The sequence below is a fragment of the Aquirufa nivalisilvae genome, from assembly GCF_003143535.1.
GTDB classification, from domain to species: domain Bacteria; phylum Bacteroidota; class Bacteroidia; order Cytophagales; family Spirosomataceae; genus Aquirufa; species Aquirufa nivalisilvae.
Genome location: NZ_CP029346.1, coordinates 985,501 through 1,007,574, shown reverse-complemented (window position 1 = coordinate 1,007,574; position 22,074 = coordinate 985,501). Strand labels below are relative to the sequence as shown.

Annotated in this window: 23 protein-coding genes; 13 read left to right on the top strand and 10 right to left on the bottom strand. The window is 37.4% G+C overall.

Features of this window, described 5'->3' with window-relative positions:
• Positions 1-74 precede the first annotated feature (74 nt).
• Genes HME7025_RS04390 through HME7025_RS04380 form a run of 3 tightly spaced genes read left to right on the top strand, consistent with a single transcriptional unit; the run spans position 75 to position 2,234 of the window.
• Complete coding sequence (locus tag HME7025_RS04390) at positions 75-1,070, top strand: lysylphosphatidylglycerol synthase transmembrane domain-containing protein (RefSeq protein ID WP_109322474.1); 996 nt, start codon at positions 75-77, stop codon at positions 1,068-1,070.
• Positions 1,054-1,536, top strand: coding sequence for a D-glycero-beta-D-manno-heptose 1-phosphate adenylyltransferase (rfaE2, locus tag HME7025_RS04385; protein ID WP_109322473.1), 483 nt, complete (start codon positions 1,054-1,056; stop codon positions 1,534-1,536). The genes HME7025_RS04390 and rfaE2 overlap by 17 nt, the downstream gene beginning before the upstream one ends.
• Positions 1,537-1,541: 5 nt before the next feature.
• Positions 1,542-2,234 carry a zinc metallopeptidase gene (locus tag HME7025_RS04380; RefSeq protein WP_109322472.1) on the top strand — a complete coding sequence of 231 codons (693 nt, stop codon included), beginning with the start codon at positions 1,542-1,544 and terminating at the stop codon, positions 2,232-2,234.
• A 26-nt stretch (positions 2,235-2,260) separates the two neighbouring features.
• On the opposite strand, the gene HME7025_RS04375 is transcribed toward HME7025_RS04380, so the two are convergent.
• Entirely contained in the window at positions 2,261-3,973 is a 1,713-nt protein-coding gene (locus tag HME7025_RS04375; protein WP_109322471.1) for an amino acid permease, read from the bottom strand.
• Between the two features lie 103 nt (positions 3,974-4,076).
• Between HME7025_RS04375 and HME7025_RS04370 the strand changes: the two genes are divergently transcribed.
• The gene (locus HME7025_RS04370; RefSeq protein WP_109322470.1) at positions 4,077-5,084 is read left to right on the top strand and encodes a glycosyltransferase family 2 protein; all 1,008 of its coding nucleotides are present in this window, start codon (positions 4,077-4,079) and stop codon (positions 5,082-5,084) included.
• Here HME7025_RS04370 and HME7025_RS04365 read toward each other — a convergent pair.
• On the bottom strand, positions 5,081-5,302 hold the full coding sequence (locus tag HME7025_RS04365) for a PspC domain-containing protein (protein WP_109322469.1): 222 nt from the start codon (positions 5,300-5,302) through the stop codon (positions 5,081-5,083). The genes HME7025_RS04370 and HME7025_RS04365 overlap by 4 nt on opposite strands.
• Positions 5,303-5,624: 322 nt before the next feature.
• Between HME7025_RS04365 and HME7025_RS04360 the strand changes: the two genes are divergently transcribed.
• Complete coding sequence (locus HME7025_RS04360) at positions 5,625-5,819, top strand: cold-shock protein (RefSeq protein WP_109322468.1); 195 nt, start codon at positions 5,625-5,627, stop codon at positions 5,817-5,819.
• A gap of 149 nt (positions 5,820-5,968) precedes the next feature.
• On the opposite strand, the gene lysS is transcribed toward HME7025_RS04360, so the two are convergent.
• Complete coding sequence (gene lysS / locus HME7025_RS04355) at positions 5,969-7,684, bottom strand: lysine--tRNA ligase (RefSeq protein WP_109324983.1); 1,716 nt, start codon at positions 7,682-7,684, stop codon at positions 5,969-5,971.
• Positions 7,685-8,022: 338 nt separating this feature from the next.
• On the opposite strand from lysS, the gene HME7025_RS04350 reads away from it, so the two are divergent.
• Entirely contained in the window at positions 8,023-9,498 is a 1,476-nt protein-coding gene (locus HME7025_RS04350; RefSeq protein ID WP_226998277.1) for a Do family serine endopeptidase, read from the top strand.
• Positions 9,499-9,742: 244 nt separating this feature from the next.
• Here HME7025_RS04350 and HME7025_RS04345 read toward each other — a convergent pair whose 3' ends face one another.
• Positions 9,743-10,726: a pyruvate dehydrogenase complex E1 component subunit beta gene (locus tag HME7025_RS04345; RefSeq protein WP_109322467.1), complete on the bottom strand. Its 984-nt coding sequence runs from the start codon at positions 10,724-10,726 to the stop codon at positions 9,743-9,745.
• Between the two features lie 142 nt (positions 10,727-10,868).
• On the opposite strand from HME7025_RS04345, the gene aroB reads away from it, so the two are divergent.
• Entirely contained in the window at positions 10,869-11,897 is a 1,029-nt protein-coding gene (gene aroB / locus HME7025_RS04340) for a 3-dehydroquinate synthase (RefSeq protein ID WP_109322466.1), read from the top strand.
• On the opposite strand, the gene gatC is transcribed toward aroB, so the two are convergent.
• The 4 genes from gatC to HME7025_RS04320 are packed head-to-tail and all read right to left on the bottom strand — an operon-like array spanning position 11,898 to position 14,245.
• Positions 11,898-12,185: an Asp-tRNA(Asn)/Glu-tRNA(Gln) amidotransferase subunit GatC gene (gene gatC / locus HME7025_RS04335; protein WP_109322465.1), complete on the bottom strand. Its 288-nt coding sequence runs from the start codon at positions 12,183-12,185 to the stop codon at positions 11,898-11,900. It lies immediately after the preceding gene.
• The gene (locus HME7025_RS04330) at positions 12,172-12,363 is read right to left on the bottom strand and encodes a hypothetical protein (RefSeq protein WP_109322464.1); all 192 of its coding nucleotides are present in this window, start codon (positions 12,361-12,363) and stop codon (positions 12,172-12,174) included. The genes gatC and HME7025_RS04330 overlap by 14 nt, the downstream gene beginning before the upstream one ends.
• Before the next feature lies 1 nt (position 12,364).
• Positions 12,365-13,867, bottom strand: a complete 1,503-nt coding sequence (gene gltX, locus HME7025_RS04325; RefSeq protein ID WP_109322463.1) for a glutamate--tRNA ligase — start codon at positions 13,865-13,867, stop codon at positions 12,365-12,367.
• A gap of 6 nt (positions 13,868-13,873) precedes the next feature.
• The gene (locus HME7025_RS04320; protein WP_109322462.1) at positions 13,874-14,245 is read right to left on the bottom strand and encodes a Rid family detoxifying hydrolase; all 372 of its coding nucleotides are present in this window, start codon (positions 14,243-14,245) and stop codon (positions 13,874-13,876) included.
• 76 nt (positions 14,246-14,321) lie between these two features.
• Here HME7025_RS04320 and HME7025_RS04315 point away from each other — a divergent pair, with 76 nt between their 5' ends.
• Positions 14,322-15,218, top strand: a complete 897-nt coding sequence (locus HME7025_RS04315) for a DMT family transporter (RefSeq protein ID WP_109322461.1) — start codon at positions 14,322-14,324, stop codon at positions 15,216-15,218.
• Positions 15,219-15,316: 98 nt separating this feature from the next.
• Here HME7025_RS04315 and HME7025_RS04310 read toward each other — a convergent pair whose 3' ends face one another.
• Positions 15,317-16,411, bottom strand: coding sequence for a chorismate mutase (locus HME7025_RS04310; protein ID WP_109322460.1), 1,095 nt, complete (start codon positions 16,409-16,411; stop codon positions 15,317-15,319).
• A 230-nt stretch (positions 16,412-16,641) separates the two neighbouring features.
• On the opposite strand from HME7025_RS04310, the gene HME7025_RS04305 reads away from it, so the two are divergent.
• The 5 genes from HME7025_RS04305 (at position 16,642) to HME7025_RS04285 (ending at position 21,195) form a co-directional block, all read left to right on the top strand.
• The gene (locus HME7025_RS04305; protein ID WP_317046241.1) at positions 16,642-17,724 is read left to right on the top strand and encodes a proline dehydrogenase family protein; all 1,083 of its coding nucleotides are present in this window, start codon (positions 16,642-16,644) and stop codon (positions 17,722-17,724) included.
• Between the two features lie 2 nt (positions 17,725-17,726).
• Positions 17,727-18,371 (top strand): lipoprotein signal peptidase, encoded by a 645-nt coding sequence (locus tag HME7025_RS04300; RefSeq protein WP_109324981.1) that lies wholly within the window; start codon positions 17,727-17,729, stop codon positions 18,369-18,371.
• Between the two features lie 30 nt (positions 18,372-18,401).
• Entirely contained in the window at positions 18,402-19,130 is a 729-nt protein-coding gene (locus HME7025_RS04295) for a sulfite exporter TauE/SafE family protein (protein WP_109322458.1), read from the top strand.
• 164 nt (positions 19,131-19,294) lie between these two features.
• Complete coding sequence (locus tag HME7025_RS04290) at positions 19,295-19,771, top strand: Dps family protein (protein WP_109322457.1); 477 nt, start codon at positions 19,295-19,297, stop codon at positions 19,769-19,771.
• An 89-nt stretch (positions 19,772-19,860) separates the two neighbouring features.
• Positions 19,861-21,195: a DEAD/DEAH box helicase gene (locus tag HME7025_RS04285; RefSeq protein ID WP_109322456.1), complete on the top strand. Its 1,335-nt coding sequence runs from the start codon at positions 19,861-19,863 to the stop codon at positions 21,193-21,195.
• A gap of 263 nt (positions 21,196-21,458) precedes the next feature.
• Here HME7025_RS04285 and HME7025_RS04280 read toward each other — a convergent pair whose 3' ends face one another.
• Positions 21,459-22,061, bottom strand: coding sequence for an OmpH family outer membrane protein (locus HME7025_RS04280; protein ID WP_109322455.1), 603 nt, complete (start codon positions 22,059-22,061; stop codon positions 21,459-21,461).
• Positions 22,062-22,074 lie beyond the last annotated feature (13 nt).

Sequence of the window (22,074 nt, the reverse complement as noted above, 5' to 3'; positions counted from 1 at the left end):
ATCGGATTCCAGCTATATAATTTAAGCAAAGGTCTTTATTTTGCCTTGTGATTCTCGAAATCCGTCACCACAACATGATAAAATCCATTCTTAAGTACTTATTCTCGACTTTATTAGCTGCCTCACTCTTGTATTGGGCATTTTCCAAAAGTCAACTAGAATGGGATGATATTTACCAAACTCTCTTGCATGCCAATTATAGGTGGGTAACAGTAGCCATTGTCATTTCATTGGTATCCCATTGGTTGAGAGCCTTACGTTGGGAACAATTATTGGATAGTCTAAACTATCAACCAGGTCAAGTCAGAACCTTCTCTGCCGTACTCATTGGTTATTTTGCCAATTTCATTGTGCCAAGAATGGGCGAAGTTTCTCGTTGTGGTTCCCTTCAAAAAACAGCAGACATTCCCTTTGAAAAATCCTTTGGTACGGTTATTACGGAAAGAATTGTCGATTTATTAGGTCTAGTAGTCTTGGTTGGAATTACTTTTTTAGTCGAATGGAAACCCATCCAATCCTTCTTATTCCCACATACAGATACGCCACCTTTGACCTTAATCATGGGCTTGATTATCCTAGGTTTGATTGGACTGATCACTTTATGGTTCACCAAAGATTTTATCATAGCTAAATGGGAAGTCCTATCGAAAAGCTCTAAAGTCGGGCAAATCCTTTCTGGCTGGATTGACGGTATCATCAGCATCAAAGATGTTAAAAGACCTGGTTTATTTTTAATCTATACGGTGGCCATTTGGGTCGCTTATTTTTTAAATGCCTATACCCTACTTTTAGCGTTTCCAAGCAGTGAAAACTTAGGTTTTTCAGCTGCATTAAGTATTTTAGTAATGGGTACATTTGGTATGGCCACTCCTACACAAGGCGGAATTGGGGCCTACCATAGTCTAGTAGCATCCACCCTATTCTTCTATCAGATTCCCATGAAAGAAGCTACCGCCTTAGCTACTTTTTTCCACGGAACTCAAATGGCCACGATCTTGTTATTCGGGGGTATTAGTTTTATTCTAACTCTTTTCTTACCTAAAAAATTAAGCAGTGTCAACTCTCAGTGAACATAAAATCCATCCACTTAGTGAAGCTATTGAAATTCGTAAAGCTTGGAAAAATGACCATCAAAAAGTTGTTTTTACAAATGGATGCTTTGATATTTTACATCTAGGTCATGTCGATTACCTAGAAAAATCAAGTCAGGCAGGAGACAAAATGATTGTCGCCGTCAATTCAGATCGATCTGTTCGTGAATTAAAGGGACCTGAAAGACCTGTAAATTCGGAATATGCACGTGCCCGACTAATTGCTGCCCTTGGATTTGTTTCTCTAGTTATAATTTTTGACGAGGAAACACCGTTAGAATTAATTAAAGCTCTTTTACCTGATGTATTAATCAAAGGAAACGATTATACCATTGATACCATAGTCGGTTCAAAAGAAGTATTAGAAGCAGGTGGCGAAGTAAGTACCATTGACTTAGTACCCAATTACTCAACCACTGGAATTATTAACAAACTTAAAAAATAAAAGAAATGACAGGAATCTATGTTTTAACCATCCTTTTTGGAGTTATCGGAATGATGATTTCTTGGAGATTAAAATCCAAATTCAAACAGTATTCGGAAGTCCCGTTACAAAGTAATTTATCTGGCCAGCAAATCGCTGAAAAGATGCTTGCTGACCATGGAATCTACGATGTTCGGGTTATTTCTGTGGATGGACAATTAACGGACCATTATAACCCAACAGACAAAACAGTAAACCTAAGTACAGATGTGTATCACGGCCGCAATGCAGCTTCGGCGGCAGTCGCCGCTCACGAATGTGGTCACGCTGTCCAACATGCACAAGCTTATGCCTTTTTGCAATTTAGAAGTGCTATGGTACCATTATTGAATGTTGCCAATGGATTCATGCCTATTTTGTTAATGATTGGTATGATGATCTTGTACTCAACGGGCAATGCAACCCTATTAAGCATAGGTGTAGCTTTATTTGCATTAGCTACCATTTTTAGTTTTGTGACTTTACCTGTTGAATTTGATGCATCAAATCGCGCTTTGGCTTGGATAAAAAATAATCAAATTGTTAATTCAAGTGAATATGAAATGTCTAAAGATGCCTTGTGGTGGGCAGCCATGACCTATGTAGTTGCAGCCTTAGCTATGCTGGCACAATTACTCTACTACTTGAACTTATTAGGGGGACGAAGAAGTAACGACTAAGAAAAAAGGGCCAATTGGCCCTTTTTTTATACATGCAACTTGCTCTTTCGATAACTGTAACTAAAATAAATCACAAATCCTGCGATACACCAATACAAGAAGCGTTCCCAGTTGGTCGCTCCCATTTGTGTCATGAGATATAAATTGACTAATAAGCCTAATACTGGAATCAAAGATAAATTGACCTTATAGCTAAAATAAGCTAATACAAGCCAAATAAGAAAGAATGCAGATAGTAAGAAATGATCTACTCGAGCATCGCCTACCCAATGAGCTGTCCAGTAATTTGACCAAGAATCCGAATTGGGCAAATACAAATAAATCCCAATGACAAAACTTACCCCCACCCAATATTTGGCATTGATATAAGGTATTTTAAATTTGGATTTCTTTTGGTTTTCAGGATCTAAATCTAAAATTAAGACCCCTCCGCATACCAAAACAAAGGCAAATAAAGTTCCAATACTGCTTAGATTAATAACTTCTTCCAAATTGGCAAACAAGGCAGGAATACCCACTAAAACTCCAGTCATAATGGTAGAAAAAGAGGGAGTTCGGTATTTGGGATGAATATTGGAAAAGGCTTTGGGCAACAGTCCATCTCGTGACATAGTCATCCAAATACGTGGTTGCCCTAATTGATATACCAATAATGCACTGGTCAGAGCAATAACAGCACTTGCCGCTACAACACCTGCCACTCCGTGTAAACCAACCTGTGTAAACATATAGGCCAAAGGATCTTCAATACCTGCTAAGGAGGCAGATGGGACGATACCCGTTAAAACTAAAGTGACTAATACATACAATACCGTACATATAATCAAAGCCCACATCATGGCTTTGGGAATATCGCGTTGAGGATTCGTGCATTCCTCTGCTGTGGTAGAAATAGAATCAAAGCCGATATAAGCAAAACAAACAGCTGCCACACTTTTTAAAACTCCACTTATACCATTAGGAGCAAAGGGCGACCAGTTGTCAACCTGAACATAAAAAGCACCTACTCCCACTACAATCATAATGACCAAAAGCTTTAGAATAACCAATATATTATTCATATTCTTGGTTTCTCGAATGCCAATGTATACCAAATACGTGATGGCCGCTGTGATTAATAAGGCTGGAATATTGGCCACAAAATGCCATCCAAATAGAACTGGCGCTGTTGCATAAGCAGTATATCCTTCTCGAACATTGACGGATAGCGACTCGAACAACTGGCCTTGCGAAAGGGCAACTTGTGCATCAGCATAAGCCCTTTTAGCTGACAAAAAATCCATAGTTAGGTAATCTGGAATATGATAACCTAGTCCTTCCATTAAATCAACAAAATATTTTGACCAAGAAATGGCCACCGCCACATTGGATATGGCGTATTCCAACAAAAGATTCCAACCTAAAATCCAGGCGACAATTTCACCTAAACTTGTGTAGGCATAGGTATAAGCACTACCACTGATTGGAACCGTAGCTGCAAAGCGGGCATAGCAAAAAGCTGTAAACATGCAGGCTACTGCGGTAAAAACAAACAATAATGAAACGGCTGGCCCACCATTAGCTGATGCCTGTCCAATGGCGGAAAAGATACTAGCGCCAATGATTGCAGCAACCCCTAAAAAAGTTAAGTCACGCACTCCCAAATTGCGAACCATGGATCCACCTTCCAGCTTTTCTATTTCAATTTGATCTGAAACTATTTTATCAATGGACTTTTTGCGAAAAAAAGATGAATTCATGCAATTTGATTAGTTGATGTGATGGTAAGATTAACAAAAATACATCTTTCCCTAATAAATTCTAATTTGAACGATTTACTTACCTTTGCAGGAAAGAAAGAATATGTCGGTAGCTATTGTCATTTTAAATTTTAATGGAAAGCATTTTTTAGAAAAATTCTTACCATTGGTTATAGCTACTAGTCCACCTGGTACCATCTATGTGGCAGACAATGGTTCTACGGATGATTCTTTAAATTATTTGAAAAACCAATTCCCCGAAATACCCATTTTAATTGGAGAAGGAAACTTAGGATATGCAGGTGGCTATAACCGAGCTTTAAAATCCCTTGATACAGACTATTACGTTCTAATGAATTCAGATATAGAGCCAAATAAAAATTGGCTGAATCCATTAGTAGATTATATGGAGCGAAATCCTCAAGTTGCTGCCGTCCAACCGTTTATACTTGATTACCAAAATCCTGAACAATTTGAATATGCTGGTGGAGCAGGGGGATATTGGGACAATTTAGGATTTCCATTTTGTCGAGGTAGAATATTCGATTCCATAGAAAAAAATGATGAACAATATGCCACTAGTATAGTCAATTGGGCCACAGGTGCATGTTTATTAGTTCGTTCTGAAACGTATTGGAAAGTGGGGGGCTTAGATGACTATTTTTTTGCCCACATGGAAGAAATTGATCTATGTTGGAGATTTCAAAGAGCAGGATATCAGGTAGCAGCTGTAGCAGAAAGTACAGTTAAACACGTAGGAGGAGGAACTTTAGCAAAAGAAAACCCTTATAAAACCTATTTAAACTTTAGGAATAACTTGATTTTACTGTACAAAAACCTTTCAGGGTGGAAAAAATGTTTTATCATTTTAATGCGAATGGCAGCAGATGGATTAGCAGGAGTGAAATATCTATTTTCAGGTGACTTTGCTTTAATTTGGGCCATTCTCAAAGCTCATTTTGCATTTTATTTTTACATGTTGTTTCAACACCCCAAACAAAACCTAGCTCCAGAATTAGTTAAGGTGGAGAACATAGTTAGCTATCCCAAATCCATCATTTGGGGCTATTTTGTACAGAAAAAGAAAAAATTTACTGATTTAAAATTCTAGAATTCCCACACGGTTGGGTTATTTCTTTGTCGTAAGTATCGACGAATATTCATCCAAAAGGCTAGGATTAAATAAATAATAATGGGTGATCCCATGGTAATGAAAGACGTGTATATGAAATACAATCGGATGCTGGAGGTGGAAATTTTAAACTTCTCTCCTAATCTAGTACAAACTCCAAAAGCTTGATTTTCAACGAAATACTTTACTTTTTCCATGTAGCTAAATTTAATACCTACAAAAATATTAATTAATTAACCGTTTTAAGATGGTAAATTAAAATAATTCAAATTATTATACAAATATTACAATATTAAAATAAAATAATTGATAATTTGTAATATTTAATTTGAATTTGCTTGCATGCAATTGAATTTTATATACATTTGGGCACTTAAAAGTTTTAATTCAGCAAAATTCTCGACTTCATCCCTCCTAGTATCTTCCCGGTTTACACTCCATTTGATTCTATAAGTTTGTCCCAGTCAAAATTCTTGCGTCTAAAATTCTTTAAGATTTAATTTTTAACATTAATTTTTTATGCAAACTGGTAAAGTAAAATTTTTCAACGAGACGAAAGGTTTCGGATTCATCGTTGACGATCAAACAGGTGAAGACATTTTTGTACACGTAACTGGCTTAGCTGGTGTTACGATTCGCGAAAATGACAGCGTTTCCTACGAAGTAACTGACGGAAAGCGTGGAGCTAACGCTATCAATGTAAAGAAAATCTAATTTTCTTACATGTCCTTGATTAGAGCAAATCAGTATTTTCCAATATATATTAGGTTATCCTATTAAAATTGCAACATTGATCTCTAATAAAGAGAAAAGAAAAAGCCATCCTTTGGGATGGCTTTTTTGATTTCAGACTATATTTTCTATTAGGATTCAATCCAAGCGACTACTTCTTCTTTGCTTGGCATAGCAGCTTCTATTTTTAGCTTTTTACGCAAGCCACCCAAATCATTAAATACTTTATTGGGGTTGGCGGCCTTCAAAGCTTCTAAAGTCAAAATTCCCATTTTTTGTAATGCTGGGATCCAATATTCAGCTACTCCTGCTTGAACAAAATCAGCATCCGAAGAAACTTCTTTTATTACTTCAGGGCGCATTTGAGGGAAGAATAAAACTTCTTGAATGGATGCTTGGTTCGTCATCAACATCGTTAATCGATCAATTCCTATTCCAATACCAGAGGTTGGAGGCATAGCATATTCCAACGAACGGATGAAATCATGATCCATGACCATGGCCTCATCATCTCCTTTTTCAGCCAATCTCAATTGGTCTTCAAATCTTTCTTTTTGATCGATTGGATCATTTAATTCCGAATAAGCATTGGCAATCTCCTTACCATTCACAAATAATTCAAATCGCTCTACCAAACCTTCTTTTGAACGGTGTTTTTTGGTAAGCGGTGACATCTCAACTGGATAATCAATAATGAATGTTGGTTGAATTAAATTAGCTTCTACTTTTTCACCAAAAAGCTCGTCGATTAGCTTCCCTTTACCCATCTGTTCATCTACTTCCATTCCAAATTCTAGGCATTTGGCACGTAAAGCATCCTCTGATAATGCATCCACATCCACTCCCGAATACTTGAGGATTGCTTCCGAAATAGACAATTTAGGATATGGGCCTGCAAATTCAATGGCATTATCCCCTACCATCACTTTCGTTTGTTGATGTAAGGTTTGTGCTACGGTTTCAAAGATTTTTTCCGTCAAATCCATCATCCAATGGTAGTCTTTATACGCTACATAGAATTCTAAAGATGTGAATTCAGGATTATGGGTACGATCCATCCCTTCATTTCTAAACATCTTCCCGAACTCATATACCCCGTCAAAACCACCTACAATTAGACGTTTCAAATACAACTCATTGGCAATGCGCAAATAAAGCGGCATGTCCAAGGTATTGTGATGCGTTTTGAAAGGTCTAGCCGAAGCACCACCATGGACCGCTTGTAATACGGGTGTTTCTACCTCTAACCAACCTCGCTCATCAAACATGGCTCGCATGGTCGATATGATTTTGGCACGTTTGATAAAAATATCTTTAACAGAAGGATTGACTATCAAATCGACATAACGCTGACGATACCTCATTTCTGGATCAGAAAAAGCATCAAAGGTTTGTCCTTCGGCTTCTTTAACCACAGGTAAAGGTTTTAAAGCTTTGGATAACAAGGTGAATTCACGAACATGGACAGAAATTTCCCCCATTTGCGTGGTGAAAACATAACCTTTCACACCAATGATATCCCCAATATCCAACAGCTTTTTAAATACGGTATTATATAATGTTTTATCTTCTCCTGGACACAAATCATCTCTTCTAAAATACAATTGTATACGACCGCTCGCATCTTGCAATTCAGCAAAAGAGGCATTACCCATAATACGAAATCCCATCAAGCGACCTGCCAAAGTTACATCTTGAAAATTGGCTGATTCTGGAGAATAATCTGACAAAATTTCCTTGGCATAGACGTTCACGGGATATGCTTCTGCAGGATAAGGATCAATGCCTAAAGCCATCAAATCCAATCTTTTTTGTCTTCTTAGTTGTTCTTGCTCACTTAAAATCATGGGGTATTTGCTAATTTCTTGAATGAAGTGCAAAATTAACCAATTATAGCCCGATTAAAAAATTGACACCTCAATCAAGCTAAAGATTCCACATTTACTACCCATGAAAATGATAATAAAATTCACAAAAAGCTGCTAGTTAGTGATCTGAGTGGGTCAAATTGACATAGTCTGACAGATTTCTCTAATTAAAATTGGATAGGCGATCATTTCGACATAAATACAAATTTAAAATTCTGCCAATTCTTAAATCTTGTTAATAAAATTTAGAGTACAGAACAATGGCACACAAATTGCGTTAATTTAGCACATCTAAAATCTAACGCATTTTTAATATTATGGAAATCAAAAACCACCTTAAAACGTATGTGATTATCGCACTTCTATCAAGCGGAATCACCCTTGGCGCCTATTCTTTATTGAACTTGGGTTCCTCGCACACCATAGGTGATGCACCTTCAGCATTTACAAGTTCTGTTTCCAACATTCAAAATGTCCCCGGAAATCCCGGTGAATTCACTTTTGCAGCAGAAAAAACAACTCCTGCGGTAGTGCATATTAAAACCAAGATGACAGCTCGCCAGAGTCGACAATCATCTAGCCCATTTGATGACTTTTTTGGATTTGGAGATCCATTTGGTGGTCGCCGTCAACAAGCTCCCCAAACTCAAGAAGCTTCTGGATCTGGGGTCATCATTAGTTCCGATGGGTATATTGTTACCAATAATCACGTTGTTCAAGAAGCAGAGGAAGTAAGCGTAATCTTAAATGATAAACGTGAATTTAAGGCTAAAGTTATTTCTACTGACCCTTCTTCCGACTTAGCTGTGATTCAAATCAAAGCAGAAAATTTACCATTCTTAACATTTGGTGATTCAGATGCACTTCGTGTGGGAGAATGGGTATTAGCTGTGGGTAATCCATTTAACTTGGAGTCAACTGTTACAGCAGGTATTGTATCTGCCAAGGGCCGTCAAAACATCATTGACCGTGACGGAGATACCAATCCTTTAGAATCATTTATTCAAACGGATGCGGCTGTAAATCCAGGAAACTCGGGTGGAGCTTTGGTTAATCTAAAAGGAGAATTAATTGGTATCAATACGGCTATATATTCTAGAACGGGTCAATTTGCAGGATATTCTTTTGCTGTTCCTGTGAGTATAGTTAAGAAAGTCTCTTCAGATTTGATCAAATATGGTAATGTACAACGTGGTTTCTTGGGTGTGAGTATCAGCGAAGTAAATGCCAAATTGGCAGAAGAAAAAGACTTAAAATCGAAAGATGGAGTCTATGTGGGAGGATTCTCCGAAAATTCAGCTGCTAAAGATGCTGGTATTAAAATCAACGATGTCATCACTAAAATTGATGGTACTGATACGAAATCTTCTTCCAAATTAATGGAGATTGTTGGTAGAAAACGTCCAGGTGAAAGCATTTTAGTTACGGTGAATCGCGATGGTCAAACCAAAGAATTCAAAGTTACTTTGAAAAACAAAGATGGAAATACCTCAATCGTAAAAGGAGATGTTGGCGAATCAACTAAATCCGACTTCTTAGGGGCTAAATTTGGTACCATCAGTAGTGCTGATAAAGAAAAATTCAAAGTTAGCAATGGTGTAAAAGTGATTGAAGTATTGGCTGATGGCCGACTTGAGATGTATGGATTATCTAAAGGTTCCATTATTACTAAGATTAACGATAAGGCCGTTAGTGACCCTAAAGAAGCTGTTCAGTTATTAGAAGCGCGTAAAGGCCGAATAAAACTTGAAGGTGTAGATGTGGATGGTTCCCGTTTCATTTATGTCCTATAAAATGATTGAAAATTTAAGGCTTTGAAATCAAAAAAGTCCCTCGATAATCGAGGGACTTTTTTTTGTTTTTGAACGCTTATTTCTAACGCTGTCAAGGTTTAGAACCTTGCCAGCGTTGAGCGTTCATAACGATTTTGAAAATAAATATGTTGTCCAAGACATTGATAATGTTTCCACACAAATATTAGTACATAAAAAAGAGCCGAGTGGATGCTCAGCTCTTTTAACTTATATTCTACTTGAATTACTTTTTATAAGTAACTGTTTTTACTGCTTGAATCGTACGTTCAATACTTGGTAAAATCTCTTCTATCAAGGTTGGTGCATATGGCAAAGGCAAATCCTTCGAGTTAACACGTACCACTGGTGCATCTAAATAATCAAATGCCCAACGTTGTAAATGATACGTAATTTCAGATGAAATAGCCGATAATGGATTAGCTTCTTCAACCACAACGCAACGATTTGTTTTCTTAACTGATTCTACCACTGTGATGTAATCAATAGGACGTACACTACGTAAGTCGATAACTTCTGCATTGATTCCCTGCTTAGTTAATTCTTCCACAGCTGGCATCACCACACGAGAAAGCATTTTACCAAAGGTTACAATCGTTACATCTTTACCTTCTTTCACGATATTAGCTTTACCAATTGGAATTAAAAATTCTCCATCGGGTACCAATCCTTTATCACCATACATCAACTCTGATTCCATAAAAATTACAGGATCATTGTCTCTGATAGATGCTTTTAACAAGCCTTTAGCATCTGCCGGATTAGAAGGAACCACTACTTTCAAGCCTGGTGTATTTGCATACCAGTTTTCAAAGTTCGACGAGTGCTGCGACGACAATTGGCCTGCATTACCTGTTGGACCACGGAAAACAATAGGACAAGAATATTGACCACCTGACATCGACATCATTTTAGATGCCGAGTTGATAATTTGATCAATTGCGACCAAAGAGAAGTTGAATGTCATAAACTCGACAATAGGACGTAAGCCATTGGCTGCCGCTCCTACTCCAATACCTCCAAATCCTAACTCTGCAATCGGAGTGTCAATTACCCTGTCTGGACCAAACTCATCCAACATACCTTGGGAAACTTTGTATGCACCATTGTATTCAGCAACTTCTTCACCCATTAAAAAAACGGATGCATCGCGTCGCATCTCTTCTTGCATTGCCTCACGCAAGGCTTCTCTGAATTGAATCTCTCTCATAAAATGTTAAGGTGTATGAAAAAACATAACCGCGCAAAATTAGGCAAGAAAAAGCATACCACAAAACCAAAATTAGGTTCTCAAATTGCCCAATTTGAGAAATTCGTGGTATTTTTAAACTTTGATACCAATTTTACATCTTATGTCTGTACAAATAGCTTCGATTTCCACTTCATTACCCGCATTTCTCAACTCTAAAAACTATTCTAGAGTTATAGTATTGGTGGATGAGCTAACTCAAAAACATTGTTTACACAAGATTGAAAATATTCTTCCTGAAAATTATATCAAAGTGGTCATCAAATCAGGTGAGACACATAAAAACTTGACAACTTGTGTGAAAATCTGGGAAGTCATGACTAAAGCCAATTTGGACAGACATGCTCTAATGATCAATTTAGGAGGTGGAGTTATTGGAGATATGGGAGGATTTTGTGCTTCCACTTATAAAAGAGGCATTGATTTCATACAAATACCAACTACTCTACTGGCCCAAGTAGATGCTAGCGTAGGTGGAAAACTAGGCATTGATTTTCAAGGATTTAAAAACCATTTAGGAGTATTTCAATTACCAAAAACGGTTTTAATTGACCCCTCTTTCTTAGAAACATTGACAGATAGGGAAAAAAGATCAGGTTTTGCTGAAATCATTAAACATTGCTTAATCCGAGATGCCACTAAATGGACTGAAATTAGCCAACTAGATTGGCAAGAAAACGATTTTGCTACTTTAGTTGCACATTCCGTTGCCATCAAAGAAGCCATTGTTACCGAAGATCCTAAGGAAGCTGGTATTCGTAAAATTCTTAATTTAGGACATACCTTAGGACATGCAGTTGAAACATTTTTGCTAAATCAAGGCAAGAGAAAAATCTTACATGGAGAGGCTGTGGCTGTTGGAATAATCACAGAGGCATTCCTATCTTACGATCGTGGCTTAATTAGCTTATCTGAATTGGAAGATATTGAGGCTTACCTTTTTGCCACATATGGGAAAGTGACAATCAAAGAAAGTGAAATTCCAGAAATCATTCGATTGACGATGCAAGACAAAAAGAACCTCGGAAATGAGGTTCGTTTCTCTTTATTAACGGGAATTGGTGATTGTGGATATGATATTCCTGTAGGGAAATCAGAAATGAAAAAAGCCTTACAATATTACATTGGCTAATTACTCAATCACTTGAGGTACTTTAAAATAACTTTCATTGGTGTTAGGCCCAAGGTTCAACGCCTTTTGACGATCTAGCATCGCTTTAGCTTGATCTTCTCTAAAATGATTTAAAGCAGGGGTCATGTGAACTAAGGGTTCAACAGATGAAGTATCTACTGCATTCAATGCCTCCATCCAATCCAACACTTTATTGATGGAATCCTGCATATCCTGAATTTTTTCCTCTTTAAGCTCTAAACGAGCCAAATGAGCAATTTTAATTACATCGTCCTTATTTACTTTCATCGTTCTTAGGATTTAATTTTTTGTCATCTGGCATTTCTTTATCCAAAAATGCATTCAGTGCATCGCGATTCAAGGTCGACGTAATTTGTCCAAATGAATCAATGTTCATCTCAAAGCCAGTCAAATCTGGATGTACTTTGGGAGCTTTTTCCTTTACTTTCTTTGATTTATCTTTCATATCAAATCGTTGGGAATTTTTCTAAAGCTTTATTTAGTCTTGCTAACACTTGATCTTTCCCCCAAAGTTCCAAGGAAATCATTAAATCTGGGCCAGCTCCTTTTCCGCTCATTGCTACTCGAAATAACTGCATCACCTTACCCATTTTGATTCCTGCTTGCTCTAAACATTGGTGAATACTATGTTTGATTTCTTCAGCATGCCAATCTTGACATAGCGGTAATGCTGCTCCAATAAGTTCCAAAGCTTGTTTGGTTTCTGCATTCCATTTTGAAGCCAATACTGTAGCATCGTAATTTTCAGGAAATTCAGAAAATTCTTGTACCATTTGGCCCAATTGCTGAGGAAAAGTAATACGGTCCAAAAACAAATGCACAAAAGCTTCTCCCTTCTCCGATTCAATAGTTGGCAAATATATAGAAGCTAACTCCTTGGCATCATGCTGTTTCAAATACTGTTCATTAAACCATTGGGCCTTTTTAACATCGAATTTTGCGCCAGCTTTATTAATTCTTTCCAAAGAAAAAGCGGCAACTAATTCATCCAATGAGAAAAGCTCTTGCTCCGTCCCCGGGTTCCATCCCAAAAAGGCCAAGAAATTCAAGGTCGCTTCAGGCAAATATCCTTCTTGCTTGAATCCTTTGGAAATAACACCTGTTTGAGGGTCTTTCCATTCCAATGGAAACACGGGAAAACCACCTAAATCAGCATCACGCTTAGAAAGCTTTCCATTCCCTTCTGGTTTAAGTAATAGCGGAAGGTGAGCAAATTGTGGAGGATTCCAACCAAATGCTTGATATAATAATATATGTAAAGGAGCCGAAGGCAGCCATTCTTCCCCACGAATCACGTGAGTAATCTGCATAATATGATCATCCACCACATTGGCAAGATGGTATGTTGGCATTCCATCTGACTTCATTAATACTTTATCATCAATGCTAGAAGTATGCACATGTACCCAATCACGTATCACATCTTGAAAGCGAATTTCCCCTTTAGCAGGTACCTTCAAACGAATAACGTAAGGGGTATTGTTGGCTAATAACTGATCCACTTCTTCTTTAGAAAGTGCCAAAGAATTTCTCAATTTAACGCGTGTAACCGCATTGTATTGAAAGGCTGATCCTTGACTTTCAAAAGTGGTACGCATGGCGTCCAATTCTTCCGAGGTATCAAAGGCATAATATGCTTTTCCTGATTGAATTAATTCATCCGCATAGGTCTTATAAATATCCTTTCTTTCACTTTGACGGTATGGTTCATAAGGTCCACCTACACCTATTCCTTCGTCAGGTGAAATCCCTAACCAAGCTAAACTCTCCAATATGTATGCTTCTGCACCAGGAACAAAACGTGCCTGATCGGTATCTTCAATACGTAAAATGAAAGTCCCTCCCAATTTACGAGCTAGTAAAAAATTATATAAGGCTGTTCGAACTCCACCAATATGTAATGGACCTGTAGGGCTAGGAGCAAAACGAACACGTACTGAATTAGGCATATGAATTTATTTATGGGCAATACAAGAAATTTCTACACGAACATCTTTGGGTAAACGAGCTACCTCCACCGTTTCTCTTGCGGGCGGATTAACAGAAAAATACTGGGCATACACCTGATTAATCTGAGCAAAATGATTCATGTCTTTAACAAAAATGGAACATTTAACTACATCTTGATAGTCATAACCAGCCTCTTTCAAAATATAACCAAGGTTTTTTAATACTTGATGGGTTTCTTCTTCAATATCTCCTCCAGCTTCCAATACTGAAATAGCAATTTGACCTGAAACATATAAGACTCCATGAATGGCAACCGCTTGAGAATAGGGGCCAATTGCTGCTGGAGCTGATTCCGATAAAATTATTTTTTTTGTCATACCTTTGAAAAAAGAAATGCAAGTTACCAAAAAAATAAGGATTTACTGAATCTAAGACGAGCTTTCTCCCTAAAATATGCTTTCAAAAATCCATCCATTTATTAGCAAAAACAAAGGAATTGGCTTCATGCTTTTATCCTCATTGTGCTTTGCCATGATGTCGGCCATGGCCCAAAGGATGAGTAAATTTTTCCCTTCTGTCGAACTGGTTTTATTTCGAAATGCCGTTGGCTTACCCTTTTTAATACTAAGCCTTTGGCAAAAACCTGCGCTACAAACAGGTGGAAAATTAGGATTCCTAATATTCCGAGGTTTATTGGGGGCTTTTACTTTGTATTGTTTGTTTTATGCATTAGAACACCTGGGATTGTCGTTAACGAATACGTACGGACAAGCATTTCCTCTATTCATTGCCATATTTACCTTTATTTGGATCCCTACAGAAAGTTTAAAAAGCAAACAAGTCTTATTTCTATTGATGGGCTTCATGGGTATTCTATTGATCTTTCGACCTTCAGCCGACAAACATTGGCAAAACCATTCAGTCGGATTATTATATGCTATGGGTACCGCATTAGGTTACATGGCCATAAAGGAAGCTCAGAAATATTATGATTCCCGCTGGGTCATCTTTTCCTTCATGGCGGCAGGTTTTACAGCATCTTGTATCTCTTTAATCTTAGGAACTTGGGGAAATTTGCCTAATAGTTTTTGGTCTGGCCAATGGGTTAGTCCTCAAGGAACTCAATACATCGAGATTATCATCATGGGCCTTTTGGCCTTGGGTGTTCAAAGTTTCACGACCCAAGCTTTAAGATTTGAGAAAACGAGTATTGTAGGTGCTGTGGGAAATAGTGCTGTCTTATTTTCTATAATAATAGAAATCATCTTAGGCCATGGCCTGCCAGACATGATTGTGATGATCGGAATGGCTTTAGTCATTGTGGGGAGCTACCAAATCTCCAAAAAATAAAACCTTGAATTCGTTTGTAATGCTATCGAGGTAAACGAAAAAAGGCCAGCAAATGAAATTATTTGCTGGCCTTTTAAGCTTTCATATCAAAGTATGGATTAAGCTGTAGCTGAATTCATAACTTCCGTTTGTTTACGGATAGATTCTAAGTGAACCAATTTGAATAATTCTTCTACAAACTCAGGATATAAACCTAAGCCTTTAGCTTGATTAGCACGATCTCCGTGTAATTGCTTCCAACGATCTAATTGCAATACAGCAACATTATTATCACGCTTATATTCTCCTAATTTCTCAACAACTGCCATACGAGCTGTTAATACTTCTAACAATTCACGGTCGATATTATCAATTTTCTCACGCAACGCAGCTAATTCATCTGAGAAATCTGCACCATAATTTGCTTTTCTAACTTCTAATTCGCGCAACATCTCTCCTAATTTCTCTGGAGTAACTTGTTGTGAAGCATCTGACCAAGCAGCATCTGGATCACGGTGCGTTTCAATGATCATACCGTCATAATTCAAATCCAAGATACGTTGAGATAACTCCATCAATAACGCACGCTTACCAGCCATGTGAGATGGATCTCCGATAATTGGCATTTGAGGGAATAAACGCTTCAATTCAACAGCCATAGCCCACATTGGTGAATTACGGTATTTCGTTTCTTGAGCATTAGAAAAACCGCGGTGAATAGCACCTAATTTCTTAATACCAGAACCTTGTAAACGTTCGAATGCACCTACCCAAAGAGCTAAATCTGGGTTAACAGGGTTTTTTACCAATACGGGAATATCAACTCCTTTTAATGCATCGGCTAAATCTTGTACGTTAAATGGATTAACGGTAGTACGAGCACCAATCCACAAAACATCGACGCCATATTTCAAAGCTAATTCGATATGCTCAGGAGTGGCTACTTCAATAGCCAATGGTAAACCTGTTTCTTTCTTTGCTTCAACCAACCACTTTAAAGCTGGCTCTCCCATGCCTTCAAAGCTTCCTGGACGAGTACGAGGTTTCCAAACACCAGCACGCATAATATGCGCATAGCCTTCCGCTTTGATACGACGGGCTGTCTCTAATACTTGATCCTCAGTTTCAGCAGAACAAGGTCCCGCTATGATAAGCGGCTTGCCATCTGTCTGAATCCATTCTTGCATCGGCACTACTTCTAAATTGGCATTCATAAATTTGGATAGATTAAAAGAGCCTAAGCTCAAAACTGTTTTAATATTAATATTCTTGTGTTACAGATTCGGTTAAAATTTATTCACTTATATTTGCAGGCAATTTAAAAAAAATGACCCACCAAACATCTTCGAAAAAGTTGAAAAAGCTATCTTTTGAGGACACCCAAATCGCCTTTGCTTCTAAAAGCGATTTTCAACTCCGCAAGTCCTATTGGATATTTGCGATAATGAACCAAAATTGGCTTGTAAAGTTAGGGACTTTTTTCATCAAATTATTCCTTTTCTTGCATTTACCTGTTAAAAAAATAATAAAAACTACTCTTTTTGGCCAATTTTGTGGAGGAGAGTCGATACAGGAATGCCAAACAACCATCCAAGAACTGGATAAAGCTCATATCGGCACAATCCTTGATTATTCGGTTGAGGGGGAAGAAAACGACAAATCTTTCCAATTAACTAAAAATGAAATCCTTAAAACTATTGTCCAGTCACATGAGAGTAGCGCAATACCTTATGCTGTTTTCAAAATGACAGGGATTTTCAATAGCGAGCTATTAGAAAAATACCAAACAGAAAAAGGACTAACAGAAGAGGAAGAAATTGACTTCCTGAAAAGCAAGGAATATCTCATCGAAATTTGCCAAGAGGCATACAATCAACAAGTTAAGCTGTTCATTGATGCTGAGGAGAGCTGGATTCAAAATACGATTGATGAATTGTGTTATGAAATGATGCAGCGCTACAATCAAAAGACAGCCATTATTTTTAATACATTCCAAATGTATCGGGTAGATATGTTGGAGAATTTACATCATGCCATTCAGGTAGCAATAGATCAATCCTATTTCTTGGGAGTTAAATTAGTTCGGGGAGCCTATTTAGAAAAAGAGCGTTTGAGAGCCCATGAGGATGAATATTCTGAGCCTTTACACAAAGAAAAAGAAGCAACTGACCGTGATTTTAACTTAGGAATTCAAGCCTGTTTAGATCATTTGGACCAAGTTCATTTCTGTGTAGGAACACACAATGAGCAAAGTTGTCAATTGCTTTGTCAATGGATGGAAGAAAAAGGAATTTCACAAAATCATCCACATATCTACTTTGCACAATTATTGGGCATGTCAGATAATATATCTTATAATTTAGCGTCTTCAGGATATAACGTAGCCAAATATGTACCATATGGTCCAGTTTCTTCCGTTATGCCTTATTTATTTCGCCGAGCTGAAGAAAACAGTTCCATTGCGGGCCAAACATCGAGAGAATTTGCCCTTTTACAAAAAGAAGTGAGCCGAAGAAAAAACCTATGAAGTTGAAAAATTACCGCTATTTTTTAGTCAGCATTGCTATTATATTGATCGATCAAGCCATTAAATTATCGGTACATTTTTTCATGGAGCCAGGCTATTTTGGTCAAATTGAAGTCTTAGGCAGTTATTTCAAATTACATTACACGCTAAACCCGGGAATGGCGTTTGGGATTCAACTCGGAACTATTTACGGCAAACTCATGCTTACCAGTTTTCGTATCATAGCGATGTTTGGAATTGGTTATTACCTCTACAGTTTCACCAAGAAAAAAATGCATGCCGGTTTACTAGTATGTATGGGCTTGATTTTAGGCGGGGCCATTGGAAATTTAATTGATTCTATATTTTACGGAGTTTGGTTTAATAATGCTCCTGTGAATGCTCCGATGACTTGGTTTCACGGACAAGTAATTGATATGTTTTTCTTTGATATCTGGGAAGGTATTTTACCTAATTGGATCCCAATTTGGGGAGGCAGTTATTACTCCACTCCTATCTTTAATTTTGCAGATGCATCTATTTTTTGCGGTGTGGTCATTTTTCTTTTTTTTCAAAATTCATTCTTGGAAAAACATCAGGTGAAAGAAAATCATGACATATCATCTGAATCTGCCGAATTAAAAGAACACGAAGATACTATGCTTTAGAATCTAAGGTGGATTTGGTATATTCAAGGAATGGAAACCTATACCCTCTTCTTTTTTCTAGCCCTTTTAGCCGAAATTATCGGAACAGTCAGTGGCTTTGGTTCTTCCATTTTATTCGTCCCGCTAGCGTCCTTGATTTTAGACTTTAAAATCGTTTTAGGCGTTACTGCCGTATTTCACGTATTTAGCAATACTTCCAAAATTCTTCTATTTAGAAAAGGGATAGACAAAAATATTGTCTTCAAATTAGGTATTCCGGCTGTCCTATTTGTCATATTGGGAGCGTTATTAACTAATTATATTCCACAAAAAAAGATTGAGCTTAGTATGAACATCATCATTCTAGCTCTATCTATTTATTTGATGTCTGGAGCCCACCGCAGAATCCAAAAGAATAATCAGAATTTATATACTGGTGGAGCTATATCTGGCTTTTTAGCTGGATTAATAGGTACTGGTGGGGCTATCCGAGGAATTACCTTAGCTGCTTTTCAATTAGAAAAAGATGTATTTATTGCGACATCTGCAGTCATCGATTTTGGGGTCGACTTGAGTCGAGCAGTGGTATATATTTCCCAAGGATACTTTCATCGAGAACATATTATTCTTATCCCCTTTTTGATTATTATCAGTATTGTAGGCACCTATTTAGGAAAGATTATCTTGACTAAAATTTCTGAAAATGCTTTTCGCTACATTGTTTTATCGGTCATTATCATCACAACAATCATTCAAACAATACATTATTTTCAAGATTAATTAGGTTGAATTCTCGCTGATTCCCGACATTTTTCGGTAAATAATGTATTTCTAGCTGAATTATGCCGAAATTGCAGAAAATTAGGCGAACTATATCCTGTCCATTGAACCAATTTACAGGACTTGCCGTTTAAACTAGTAGCGTAACATTCATTTTCATCACTATGGCTAACACGAATCTCATTGGACTAGACAGTCAAAAATCAGAAGAACTAGCAGCTAAATTGAACATCCTTCTGGCAGATTATCAAATACTTTATATCAATGCAAGGGGATTTCACTGGAATATATCAGGGGAAAAGTTCTTCGAATTACATTTGAAATTTGAAGAAATTTACAATGATGCATTATTGAAAATTGATGAAATTGCTGAGCGAATTCTAACTTTAGGTCATACGCCATTGCATTCTTTCACGGATTATGTAGCTAATGCAACCATCAAGGAAGTGAAGCATGTATCTGATGGAAAAGAAGCATTAGGCCATATACTACATGGTTTTCAAGCACTTATTTTGCTTGAAAGAGAATTGTTGAATTTGGCTTCAGATGCCCAAGATGAAGGGACGAATGCCCTTATGAGCGATTACATTCGTGAGCAAGAGAAGTTAATTTGGATGTTTGCTGCATTTCTTAAAAAATAATACGTCTATCATTTTAGACAACGAGTTCCTTTTCGTCCGACCGGTGATCAAGAAATCAAAACAATCCGGTCGATAAACAAAAAGGCAATATGTCATTTGAAAAATTAAAGTTAATTGAGCCTATTCTGAAGGCTTTACAATCAGAAGGTTACACTACTCCAACTCCTATTCAAGCTCAAGCCATTCCTTTGGTTTTAGACAGAAAGGACTTATTGGGTTGTGCACAAACAGGTACAGGTAAAACAGCTGCATTTGCTATTCCCATTATTCAACTACTAACACAAGACAAGCATTTACCCGCAGGAAAAAGACTCATTAGAAGTCTAATATTAACTCCAACTCGGGAATTAGCCATTCAAATAGGTGAAAGCTTTGAGAGTTATGGAAGAAACACCAATTTGCGGTATAAAGTTATATTTGGGGGAGTAAGTCAACATAGTCAAGTAGAGTCTTTACGGGCTGGTGTAGACATATTAGTGGCTACTCCGGGTCGTTTATTGGATTTGATGAATCAAAAGATTATCAGTCTTCAAAATATTCAATTCTTTGTTTTGGATGAAGCTGATCGTATGTTGGACATGGGCTTTGTACATGATGTTAAGAAAGTCATTGCTCGATTACCCCAACGAAGACAATCATTATTCTTTTCAGCAACAATGCCTCCTGCGATTGTAGAATTGGCCAATAGTATATTGGTTAATCCTTCCAAAGTGGAAGTTACCCCTGTATCCTCTACTGCGAACACCATCAATCAAGTGGTCTATTTTGTCGATAAGGATAACAAACGCAAATTGTTGATTGATATTCTAAAAGACAAATCGATTGAAAGGGCTCTGGTTTTTACTAGAACCAAGCATGGTGCTGATCGTGTAGCGAAAGATTTAACTAAGGCAGGTGTCAATTCACAGGCCATTCATGGAAATAAGTCGCAAAATGCAAGACAAACGGCTTTGAATAATTTCAAATCGAAATTAACGCGGGTACTTGTAGCAACAGATATTGCCGCTCGTGGTATCGATATTGATGAATTGACACACGTCATCAATTATGAGTTACCTAATATTCCAGAATCCTATGTTCACCGAATTGGGCGTACGGGACGAGCAGGTGCTAGTGGTATAGCTATTGGCTTCTGTGAGGCAGAGGAGAAAGAATACTTAAGGGATATTCAAAAATTAATTGGTAAGCAAATCCCGGTCATCGAGGACCATCCTTATCCATTAATGAATCATACCATAGCTAAGAAAGCTGCCAAGCCACAGCGTCCACCTAGAGCGGCAGGAACTACCTCTTCCCACAGAAACAGTGGTACTCCACGCACAGGTGCGCCTGCAGGTGCAAATACCTCAGGTACAGCAGCGCCTAAAAAGAATACACCTTACACAGGATGGAAAAAGAATAAATACCAGGGTGGAAAGGCTTAGGTGTTAATTATTAGTGATTGGGGTATTAGTGGTTGATTCCTTGATTCATGGTTCACTATTCTTAGATTTGTCAACTTTTAAAAAGTTGACAAATCTACTAGTTAGCAAATCTTCAAGTTAATAAATCTCATAGCTGACAAAGCTACCAACTAATCCCTCAAATTAATTGATAAAATGCTTCTTAATTCATTTTTATCAACTATTTGGGCATAAAAAAAGGGTGCAAGATCAATCTTGCACCCTTTTTTATGGTAGAAATTATCTTATTTCTTTGTTGCTGGAGTAGCTGTTTTAGTTGCTGGAGTAGTAGTCGCAGCAGCAGGAGTAGCCGTTACTGGCTTAGGAGTAATACCCATTTTCTTCAACACTAAATCAGAGATGCTAGCATCAGCTGGATAGTGTAGCAAAATTGGAGCAGTTCCCATACCTGCGTCATAATTGAAAACATACGTATAAGCGTTCTCATTAGCTACTGCATGCATGTTTTCTTCAATTTTCTTCAACAAAGGTTGTAACAATTGAGCTTGTTTCTTTTGCAATGAAGACTGAGAATTTTGTTGAAACTCCTGGATTGAAGTCTGTAAATTCTGCAATTCCTTCTCTCTATCTTGCTTAATAATATCAGCTGTACTAGCTGGCAATTTCTCAAATACAGCTAATTTATCTTGAAAGTCTTTCACCTTTCCTTGATACAATGTCTCATATTGCTTCTGCGTATTTTTCAAATCCTCTTCCACTTGTTTAGCTTCAGGCATTTGACTTAATATGTAATCTGCATTAATAAATCCGATCTTAATCTGCGCCTTAAGAGGCATTACAGCCATTCCGAACACTAGGCCCATGGCCAATAAAAATTTGGTTTTCATACGTGAGTTTAAT

Coding starts and splice junctions, on each gene's coding strand:
- lysS (WP_109324983.1), bottom strand. CDS start 7,684: ATGATTTTAAGTGAGCAAGAACAACTAAGAAGACAAAAAAGATTGGAT.
- HME7025_RS04290 (WP_109322457.1), top strand. CDS start 19,295: ATGGCTAACACGAATCTCATTGGACTAGACAGTCAAAAATCAGAAGAA.
- HME7025_RS04350 (WP_226998277.1), top strand. CDS start 8,023: ATGGAAATCAAAAACCACCTTAAAACGTATGTGATTATCGCACTTCTA.
- HME7025_RS04375 (WP_109322471.1), bottom strand. CDS start 3,973: ATGAATTCATCTTTTTTTCGCAAAAAGTCCATTGATAAAATAGTTTCA.
- HME7025_RS04305 (WP_317046241.1), top strand. CDS start 16,642: ATGAACCAAAATTGGCTTGTAAAGTTAGGGACTTTTTTCATCAAATTA.
- HME7025_RS04295 (WP_109322458.1), top strand. CDS start 18,402: ATGGAAACCTATACCCTCTTCTTTTTTCTAGCCCTTTTAGCCGAAATT.
- HME7025_RS04330 (WP_109322464.1), bottom strand. CDS start 12,363: ATGAAAGATAAATCAAAGAAAGTAAAGGAAAAAGCTCCCAAAGTACAT.
- HME7025_RS04370 (WP_109322470.1), top strand. CDS start 4,077: ATGTCGGTAGCTATTGTCATTTTAAATTTTAATGGAAAGCATTTTTTA.
- HME7025_RS04320 (WP_109322462.1), bottom strand. CDS start 14,245: ATGACAAAAAAAATAATTTTATCGGAATCAGCTCCAGCAGCAATTGGC.
- HME7025_RS04380 (WP_109322472.1), top strand. CDS start 1,542: ATGACAGGAATCTATGTTTTAACCATCCTTTTTGGAGTTATCGGAATG.
- aroB (WP_109322466.1), top strand. CDS start 10,869: ATGTCTGTACAAATAGCTTCGATTTCCACTTCATTACCCGCATTTCTC.
- HME7025_RS04280 (WP_109322455.1), bottom strand. CDS start 22,061: ATGAAAACCAAATTTTTATTGGCCATGGGCCTAGTGTTCGGAATGGCT.
- HME7025_RS04310 (WP_109322460.1), bottom strand. CDS start 16,411: ATGAATGCCAATTTAGAAGTAGTGCCGATGCAAGAATGGATTCAGACA.
- HME7025_RS04365 (WP_109322469.1), bottom strand. CDS start 5,302: ATGGAAAAAGTAAAGTATTTCGTTGAAAATCAAGCTTTTGGAGTTTGT.
- HME7025_RS04390 (WP_109322474.1), top strand. CDS start 75: ATGATAAAATCCATTCTTAAGTACTTATTCTCGACTTTATTAGCTGCC.
- HME7025_RS04345 (WP_109322467.1), bottom strand. CDS start 10,726: ATGAGAGAGATTCAATTCAGAGAAGCCTTGCGTGAGGCAATGCAAGAA.
- HME7025_RS04285 (WP_109322456.1), top strand. CDS start 19,861: ATGTCATTTGAAAAATTAAAGTTAATTGAGCCTATTCTGAAGGCTTTA.
- gltX (WP_109322463.1), bottom strand. CDS start 13,867: ATGCCTAATTCAGTACGTGTTCGTTTTGCTCCTAGCCCTACAGGTCCA.
- HME7025_RS04315 (WP_109322461.1), top strand. CDS start 14,322: ATGCTTTCAAAAATCCATCCATTTATTAGCAAAAACAAAGGAATTGGC.
- gatC (WP_109322465.1), bottom strand. CDS start 12,185: ATGAAAGTAAATAAGGACGATGTAATTAAAATTGCTCATTTGGCTCGT.
- HME7025_RS04360 (WP_109322468.1), top strand. CDS start 5,625: ATGCAAACTGGTAAAGTAAAATTTTTCAACGAGACGAAAGGTTTCGGA.